Raw genomic sequence first — 8,815 nt, 5'->3', positions numbered from 1 at the left:
CGAAGGAACGGGTGCAGTTCGGGAAGCCCCTGTCCTCGTTCCAGGGGATGCAGTGGATGCTGGCGGAGATGGCCCTGTCGGTGGAGACGGCGCGGTCGATCGTGTACCGGGCGGCGTCGATGATCGACTCGGAGCCGGAGGCGGCGGACCTGCCGAAGATCGCCTCCATGGCGAAGTGGTACGCCTCGGACGTGGCGATGAAGGTAACCACCGATGCCGTGCAGGTCTTCGGCGGGTATGGCTATGTCCGGGAATATCCTGTAGAACGAATGATGCGGGACGCAAAGATCACCCAGATCTACGAGGGGACGAACCAGATCCAGCGGACCATCATCGCCGGGCAGATCCTCCGGTAACGCGGAGCGCGGCAGGGACGTTTCGGCGGCAACAGGCAACGAAACCTCAATCTCCTATACAAGGAGGAAATCATGAAGTATCCGGAACTATCGTTTGAGCCGTTTTTCAGTTGGGTGAACCGCTCCCGGATCATGTACTCCCCGGGCCTGCGGAGCGAGGTGGGCTACGAAATGGCCCAACTCGGCGGGACCCGGGCGGTGATCTTCACCGACAAGGGCCTGGTGGACGCCGGGGTGGCCGGGATGGTCGTCGAGGCGGTGGAGAAGTCGGACCTCGCACTGGCGGGGGTCTTCGACGGGATCCTTCAAGATGCCCGGATCGACCTGATCAACGAGGGAGCCCGGTTCTACCGCGAAAAGGGCGCCGACTGCCTGATCGCCGTCGGCGGCGGGAGCGTCATGGATACGGCCAAGGCAATCAACATCCTGATCGGCGACGGCCTGGACGATTTCGCCCCCCTGGCCGCCCAGGCGGCCCTGTGGGATGGGGCGAAACCCCTTCCGCCCCACATCGCCTTTCCGACGACGGCGGGGACGGGCTGCGAGATCACCAACGCCATGGTGGTCCTCGACACGGAAGCCCATGCGAAGCTGCAGGTCACCCACCCCTTCTGCAACTCCGACATCGCCATGCTCGATCCCGAGCTGACGCTGAAGCTGCCGGCGAAGATCACCGCCTTCACGGGCATGGACGCCCTGACCCACGCCATCGAGGGGGTGACGTCCAACAACGCCGAGCCCATCGCGGACGCCCTGGGCTTCCACGCGATCCGCATGATCTGCCGCTACCTCCCCGTGGCGGTCCGCGAGCCGGACAACGTCGACGCCCGGGGGAACATGCTCCTGGCCAGCACCATCGCCGGGATGTGCTTTGTCAATGCCATGACCGGGGCCGTCCACGCCCTGGCCCACACCCTGGGAGCCCTCCACGGCATCCCCCACGGGCTGGCCAACGCCATCATGCTGCCCCATGTCATGGCGTTCAACCTGGAGGAGCGGCCCGACCGGTTCATGATGGTCGCCGACGCCATGGGAATCCCCGTGGACGGGAAGGAACCGATCGAGGCGGGACGCCTCGCCGTCCAGGCCGTGAAGGCCCTCCTGAAGGAAGTGGGCCTCACCCAGACCCTGAAGGACTTCGGCGTCCCCGGCGAACGGGAGGGCCTGCAGCCCCTGGTGGACCTGGCGTCCGGCGACGGACAGATCAGCTACAACCCGCGGTACGTGGAAGAGGAAGACATCATCAACCTTTACCTGAAAGCCCGTTAGAAAGGAGAACGCACATGGAATTCTGGAAGGATCCGCAGGAGGCCGTCACGGCGATTCTGAAGCTCCACGAAGAGGTGGCCAAGGACCCCGAACTCTCCGAAGGGATGAAGAAGGTGAACCAGCTCATCCTGTACGATTACACGGAGAGCGGCCCCGGCTGCGCCGTCTGGGTGGACGCCCGCGGCGGCAAGCTCGAGTTCGGCGCCGGCGATCCCCCGGGGACGCCGGACCTGGTCATGAGCCTCTCCGCCGACGACGCCCACCGCTCCTGGTCGGACAAGCTGAACCCGGTCATGGCCATCACCCGCAAGAAGATCCGGGTGAAGGGTTCCGCCACGGGTCTCCTGAAACTGGCCCCGAAACTCAAGAAGGTGGCCGCCGTCTACATTCAGGTCCTGAAAGACCTGGGCATGGAGGACAAGATCATCAAGTAGTCTTCCGTAACTCCTGGCGGGGGGCGTCTAAGAGCCCCCCGCCAAGGCGCCTTTTCTCTCATGACAGGGAGGGAGAAAGACCATGTGCCGCTACTGCACGGAATACGGCAACGGAACAAAATGGTATTTGAATCCGGATAATTACCGCCCGGAGCTGTTCCAGGCCCCGGGACACAACACCGCCTACGACATGCTCTCGGGGGTCTACAAGAACAGCTTCGAGGTCGGCGCCACCGCGGACAGCGAAGACACGCTCCCGGACTACAACTTCGGCGGCGCCTTCAACATCGCCCTCGAGAAGATCACCCAGCACCAGGGGCAGGTCCTGCCCCTGGAAGACGCCCTGAAGGTCATCGACATGACGCCGGGGGACCGGTTCCTCCTCATGCACTGCGCCTGCCGGCGCCATTTCGGCCACAAGGACGTGTTTTCCTGCCTCTTTTTCGATCCCGTCGTCGACCGGGCCCTGGAGCAGCGCCCCTGGGAAACCGACAGCCGGGTCATCACCCGCGAGGAGGCGAAGGAATTCGAAAAGGAGATGGACCGCCTCGGCCTGGTTCATTCGCTGTGGGATTCTGGCGTGGACTCGGACGGGAAGCCCCCCATCGTCATGTGCCACTGCCTGGAGACGGACTGCATGCCCACCCGGATCCGGGCCCACTTCGGCATCGTCAACGCCCAGCGAAAAGGGGAATACGTCTCCGTCGTCGACCGGAAGAAGTGCGCGGAGGGCTGCACGAAGATGCCTCTCTGCCTTCCCCGCTGCCCCTTCGGGGCCCTGCGGTACTCTCCCCTGGACATGATCGCCAGCGTGAACATCAGCCGCTGCTTCGGCTGCGGCCTTTGCCGGACGGTCTGCCCAACCGGGGCGGTCCGCCTCGTGGACCGGACGACCTATCCGGCCCTCGTGGACGAGTGGTAAAGGCGGAAAGGAGGTTCCTGCCATGGAAGAACACGTGACGCCCCGCTACCGGGTCGCCGTGGACGAGGACGCCTGCGGCAACGCCATCGATTGCCTGAAATGCGTCAAGACATGCCTCGACCACGGACCGAACGTCCTGGGCTACATGAACAAGGAGGCCCCGGACCTGGACAAGTACATTCCCCGAAGGCTGGAGGACATCGACCACAAGATCATCTCCGGCTTCATGATCAACTGCGACGGCTGCGGCGAGTGCGTCGCCGTCTGCCCCAGGAGCGCCCTGACGCTGGTCGTTCCGGAGCCGCAGGTCCCCCGGGCCCTCATCCCCCGGGACGGCAGCATCGTCCTCTGCGGCACGCTGGCCGACGGGACGGAGATTTTCCCCGACTAGGATGGGCGGAAACGTACTGCGGGCGGCCTGCGCCGCCTTTCTTGCCGGCCGGGGCTACGCGGCCCGCACGGACCTCATCGTGCCGGGAACGGACATCCGCGTGGACGTGGCGGCGGTCCTCCCGCGGATGCGGGACCTGAAGATGAGGCTCAAGCGCGGCTTCGTTCCCACGGGGATCCTGCACCCCCTGGTCGGAGCCGGCTGGGTGACCGTAACCGACATCGTCCGCCGGACGGGCTATCCGGCGGGTCACGTCGCGGCGGTTCTCGAGGAGGCGGCGGGGGAACGGTGGATCGACCTGGATTTTCAGGGGCCGGAGCCCCGCTGCCGGATCCGGGACTACCGGCCACCGGCGAAGGAGTGCCTGCTGGCCTTTGACGGGTCGGAGGGACTGGCGGAAAAGCTGGAACGGCTGGATGCGCTGGCCGGGTGCTATTCCCGGGCCCAGTTCGTCTTCCCGTATGACCTGGATGAGGAAACCACGGACCGGATCGCCGGCCTCGGCGCCGGAATCGTCCGGTATCACAGGGAGCACGGCGTCTTCCAGGAACTCGTTCCCGCGGAGACCCTGGAAATTGAGGATCCGGGCCGTTTCGCCCTGATCGTGGAGTATGTCCTTTACGAGCATATCTGGATCCGGACCGGGGAGATCCTCTGATGAAAAAGCCGCGCATCTTTTCCTTCACGGGCAAGGGAGGGTCGGGGAAAACGACCCTGGCATCCCTGATGCTGGCCGCCCTGCTCCGCCGCGGGACCTTCCGGGACATCCTCGTCATCGACGCCGACCCGGACGCAAACCTGTCGGCGACCCTCGGCCTCCCGGTGGAGGCTACGGTCGGACAGGCGGTGGACCGGCGCCGGAACGAACTCAAGGGGTCGGCGGGGAGGGGAAGGAAGCTGCGGTTTTCCCTCTGGGACACGATCCGCCACGACCGCTCCTTCGACTTTCTCGTCATGGGCAGGACCGCCGGCGAGGGCTGCTACTGCGCCGTACATTCGGCCCTCACGGAGAGCCTGCTGGACACGATGGCCATGTACGACCTGGTCCTGATGGATTTCGGCGCCGGACTGGAGCACTTCAGCCGCCGGGCCGGCAACCCCTCGGACACCCTTCTGATTTCCTGCGATCCCTCCCGGCTGAGCTTCGACACGGCCCGGAGGATCGACGAGCTGGTGCGGGAGCTGTCCCTGCCCTACGACCGGATCTGCGCGGTGGGCAGCCGTTTCCCCCGGGAGTCGGAGGATCTCTTCTTCCGGCTGGCGCGGGAGGCGGGAATCGAGCCCCTGGGTGTGATCCCCGCGGACGGCGACGTGGCGGCCCGCAACCTCGCCGGAGAAGACCTGCTGTCCCTTGATCCGGTCAACCCGGCCCTCCGGGCCGCGGAGAGCCTGCTCGAAAGGCTCATTGCTCCGGAACCGGCGTCCTGAAACACGAACCCCCTTATGTCCCGGGACCTGCGGAGAACCGGGACCACTTTTCCCAGGAGGTACGCTCATGAAAGGCAATACAGGCAAGATACTCAACGTGGATCTCACGGCAGGAAAAACAGAGATCGAGGCCCTGCCCGAGGCCTGGTACAGGCAGTACATCGGCGGCAGCGGGCTGGCGGCCAAGCTTTTCATGGAGCGGGGCCGATTCGACCTGGATCCCCTGGATCCGTCGGCCATGCTGATCTTTATGAACGGTCCCTTCGCGGGGCTCCGCCTCTCCGGGGCCAGCCGGAACAGCGTCGCCGGATGCTCCCCCCTGACGGGGCACTGGGGCGACTCCTCCTGCGGGGGCTATTTTGCCCCGGAGCTGCGTTACTGCGGCCTCGACGGCATCGTCATCACCGGACGGACGGAAAAGCCCTCCCTGCTCCTGGTCGAGGACGACCGGGCGCAGGTTCTCGACGCCTCCGACCTCTGGGGAAAGGGGACCGAAGAGGTAACTCGCCTCCTGAAGGAGCGCTACGGGAAGAACGCCCGGACGCTGGTCATCGGTCCCGCGGCGGAGCGGCTGGTGAAGTTCGCCCTCATCCTCAACGACGGACACCACGCCACGGGCCGGGCCGGCTTCGGTACCCTCATGGGGGCCAAGCAGCTCAAGGCCGTCGTCGTGAAAGCCTCCAAAAAGACGATGGAACTGGCGGACCCGGAAGCGTTCGAGGCCCTCCGGAAGGACCTGAACGAGCGGATCAAGGAAGCCCTGGCGTCGAACGTCCTTCACGAGAACGGCACGGCGGCGAACCTGATGGGCGGCGTCTACAGCGGCGACGTCCCCGTGAAGAACTGGACCAGCAACTTCTGGGAGGAAGCGGCGGAAGCCCTGTCGGGCAGTACCCTGACGGACCTGTACCTGACCCGCCGGGGGGCTTGCGCCTATTGCGGCATCGCCTGCAAGCGGGTCGTGGAGGTCAAGGACGGCCCCTTCGCCGTTCCCGAGGGGCCCGGGCCGGAGTACGAGACCATCGTCGCCTTCGGCACCCTCATCGGAAGCATCGACCTGGCGGCGACCTGCAAGGCTGGGCGCCTCTGCAACGATCTCGGGATCGACAGCATCTCCGCCGGCGGGACCATCGCCTGGGCCATGGAAGCCTTCGAGCGGGGGGACCTGACCCTGGAGCAGACGGACGGCGTTCCTTTCGTCTGGGGCGACATGGCGACGGTCATCGACGTGATCATCCCGAAGATCGGCCTCCGGGAGGGCAAGATCGGAGAGTTGCTCGCGGACGGCAGCGTGAAGGCCGCCGAGAAGATCGGGAAGGGCCTCGACTACACGGTTCACAGCAAGGGGCTGGAGGCGCCGATGCACGACCCCCGGGGTGGCGGGCACGGGATGGCACTGAGCTACGCCGTGGGCGCCCGGGGAGCCTGCCACGTCGCCGACCCGATGCTGTTCATGGAGATGGGGGCGCGGTACTACCCGGAGATCGGCTTCGACCTGATCCTGGAGCCGCAGACCTCGGAAAACAAGGCGGAAGCCGCCGTTACCGCCGTGGCCCTGGGGGCCATCGAGAACAGCGCCTGCTTCTGCAACTTCGCCGACGCCGAGGTGACCATCCCGGACTGGCTCACCCTCTTCAACGCCGTCGCCGACTACGGATGGGACGCCGAGGAGATGATGCGGGCCGGCCGGCGGGTCTATTTTCTCCGGCGCCTCATCAACCACGGATTCGGACTCACGGCTGAGGACGACGCCCTCACGCCCCGGATGCTCGAACCGGGCAAGGGAGGCGAGGCCGAAGGATCCCAGGTGGACCTGGCCTTCATGAAGGCCAGGTTCTATGAGCTCATGGGCATCGATCCCGAGAAGGGCATCCCGACGCGGGAGGCCCTGGAAGCTGCGGGCATGGCCGACGAAGCGGCCCGGGTCTGGGGATGAATCCTCGCCCGGCAACATCCCGGCCTTGACATTTTTCCTCCTTTCTTTATTGTGGCAGGAAATCCCTAAGAAAGGAGAAGGTTTATGAAACGCATCCTGATCGCCGTCGCCATCGTTTTCCTGTTTGCAACCGTCGCGGCCGCCGCCGGCCCCAAGACCTACCAGGTCACGGGACCCGTCCTGGAGAAAAAGGATAACCTCATCGTCGTCCAGAAGGGAAAGGACAAGTGGGAACTCGCCCTGTCGAAAGACACGAAGATCAAGGGCGATCTCAAGGTGGGATCCAAGGTCACCATCGAGTACACCATGACCGCCGCCAGCATTGACGTCAAAGAGGACAAGAAGGCCGAGAAGAAGGCCCCCGCCAAAAAGTAGCCGGCCGGTTCGTGCAGGCATCCATGGCGGCCCCGTCGCCCGGCGGGGTCGCCGTCATCTAAAACCCGCATCAGCCGGGATATCCGGAGGAACCATGGCCCAGCAACCATCACCGATCCTCGTCGCCAAAGGCCCGTCCGACCTCTTCCTTTACCCAAAAATGGCCAACCGCCACGGTCTGATCGCCGGCGCCACCGGGACGGGCAAGACGGTTACCCTCCGCGTGCTGGCGGAGCAGTTCTCGGCCCTCGGCGTCCCTGTCTTCCTGGCCGACGTCAAGGGAGACCTCTCGGGCCTTGCCAGTCAGGGAGGCGACCACGCCAAGGTCGCGGAGCGGGTCAAAGAGCTGAACATGCAAGGATTCCGATACGAGGGAAGTCCCGTGGCCTTCTGGGACGTTTTCGGTGACCGGGGCCACCCGGTCCGGACGACGGTCACGGAGATGGGACCGATCCTGCTGTCCCGGGTTCTCAACCTGAACGAGACCCAGAGCGGCGTGCTGAGCATTCTCTTCAAGATCGCCGACGACAGCGGTTTCCTGCTCCTCGACCTCAAGGACCTGCGCGCCATGGCCCAGTATGTGGGCGATAACGCGGACCGGTTCCGCCTCGAGTACGGGAACATCTCCAAGGCCAGCGTCGGCGCCATCCAGCGGAACCTCCTCGTTCTCGAGGAACAGGGAGGCGAGACGTTCTTCGGCGAGCCGGCCCTCAACATCGAAGACCTGCTGCAGACCGACGCACAGGGCCGCGGGATCGTCAATATCCTCGTGGCAGACAGGCTGATGACGGCGCCCAAGGTCTACGCCACGTTCCTCCTGTGGCTCCTGTCGGAGCTGTTCGAGCAGCTTCCCGAGGCGGGAGACCCGCCGAAACCGAAGCTCGTTTTTTTCTTCGACGAGGCTCATCTTCTCTTCGACGATGCCCCGAAGGCCCTGGAGGAAAAAATCGAGCAGGTCGTGCGGCTGATCCGCTCCAAGGGCGTCGGCGTCTACTTCGTCACACAGAACCCCCTCGACATTCCCGACGCCGTCCTCGGTCAGCTGGGCAACCGCGTCCAGCACGCCCTGCGAGCTTTCACTCCCCGGGACCAGAAGGCCGTCCGAGCCGCCGCGGAGACCTTCCGAGCCAATCCCGGCCTCGACACGGCCGCAGCCATCCTTGAACTCGGCGTGGGGGAGGCCCTCGTCTCCATGCAGGACGAGAAGGGCATTCCCGCCAAGGTGGAGCGGGCCTGGATCGTTCCGCCCCGGAGCGCTCTCACGCCCCTGTCGACGGCGGAAATGACCCAAATCGTGAGGGGATCCATTTTCTACGGCACGTACGAAAACACCGTCGACCGTGAATCGGCGTACGAAAAACTCAAGGCCCGGGCCGGACAGGAGGCGGAGGCGGTATCGTCCGCGACACCCGCAAAAAAGCAGCCCAAGACACAGACGGAGCAGCTGGTCGGAGCGCTCGCCACGAGCGCCGCCCGCAGCATCGGCAGCCAGATCGGCCGGCAGATCATCCGCGGCGTCCTGGGTTCCCTGTTTGGAGGAAGGCGATAGCGGCAGTCCTTTTCGGAATCCCTCAGAAGAGACGGATGCCGCAGCCACGAAAAGAAAGGCGACGGATTTCAAATCCGCACCTCTTCCTTATTGCATCCTTTTTACAGAAATCAGGCGCGGATGGGGGCTCGCATGTGGGAGAGGGACTTCCCTTG

Annotated in this window: 10 protein-coding genes; all 10 read left to right on the top strand. The window is 65.0% G+C overall.

Features of this window, described 5'->3' with window-relative positions; genetic code table 11:
* Positions 1-356: acyl-CoA dehydrogenase (locus HPY65_14360; protein ID NPU85655.1), on the top strand; the 356-nt coding region annotated here is incomplete at its 5' end.
* 72 nt (positions 357-428) lie between these two features.
* Positions 429-1,625 (top strand): iron-containing alcohol dehydrogenase, encoded by a 1,197-nt coding sequence (locus HPY65_14355; GenBank protein NPU85654.1) that lies wholly within the window; start codon positions 429-431, stop codon positions 1,623-1,625.
* A gap of 14 nt (positions 1,626-1,639) precedes the next feature.
* Positions 1,640-2,059: a hypothetical protein gene (locus HPY65_14350; protein NPU85653.1), complete on the top strand. Its 420-nt coding sequence runs from the start codon at positions 1,640-1,642 to the stop codon at positions 2,057-2,059.
* Positions 2,060-2,141: 82 nt separating this feature from the next.
* The gene (locus tag HPY65_14345; GenBank protein ID NPU85652.1) at positions 2,142-2,981 is read left to right on the top strand and encodes a 4Fe-4S binding protein; all 840 of its coding nucleotides are present in this window, start codon (positions 2,142-2,144) and stop codon (positions 2,979-2,981) included.
* 22 nt (positions 2,982-3,003) lie between these two features.
* Positions 3,004-3,372 (top strand): 4Fe-4S dicluster domain-containing protein, encoded by a 369-nt coding sequence (locus HPY65_14340; protein ID NPU85651.1) that lies wholly within the window; start codon positions 3,004-3,006, stop codon positions 3,370-3,372.
* Position 3,373: 1 nt separating this feature from the next.
* Entirely contained in the window at positions 3,374-4,030 is a 657-nt protein-coding gene (locus HPY65_14335; GenBank protein NPU85650.1) for a hypothetical protein, read from the top strand.
* Positions 4,030-4,800: an AAA family ATPase gene (locus HPY65_14330; protein NPU85649.1), complete on the top strand. Its 771-nt coding sequence runs from the start codon at positions 4,030-4,032 to the stop codon at positions 4,798-4,800. Before HPY65_14335 ends, HPY65_14330 begins: the two co-directional genes overlap by 1 nt.
* A 67-nt stretch (positions 4,801-4,867) precedes the next feature.
* Entirely contained in the window at positions 4,868-6,736 is a 1,869-nt protein-coding gene (locus HPY65_14325; protein ID NPU85648.1) for an aldehyde ferredoxin oxidoreductase family protein, read from the top strand.
* An 84-nt stretch (positions 6,737-6,820) separates the two neighbouring features.
* Positions 6,821-7,111 carry a hypothetical protein gene (locus HPY65_14320; GenBank protein ID NPU85647.1) on the top strand — a complete coding sequence of 97 codons (291 nt, stop codon included), beginning with the start codon at positions 6,821-6,823 and terminating at the stop codon, positions 7,109-7,111.
* A 94-nt stretch (positions 7,112-7,205) separates the two neighbouring features.
* On the top strand, positions 7,206-8,660 hold the full coding sequence (locus tag HPY65_14315; protein NPU85646.1) for a DUF853 family protein: 1,455 nt from the start codon (positions 7,206-7,208) through the stop codon (positions 8,658-8,660).
* Positions 8,661-8,815: the final 155 nt, after the last annotated feature.

The sequence above is a fragment of the Syntrophaceae bacterium genome (assembly GCA_013177825.1).
GTDB lineage: Bacteria > Desulfobacterota > Syntrophia > Syntrophales > PHBD01 > PHBD01.
Note: the sequence above shows the minus strand (reverse complement) of the source record. Positions and strands in the feature narration are given on the sequence as shown.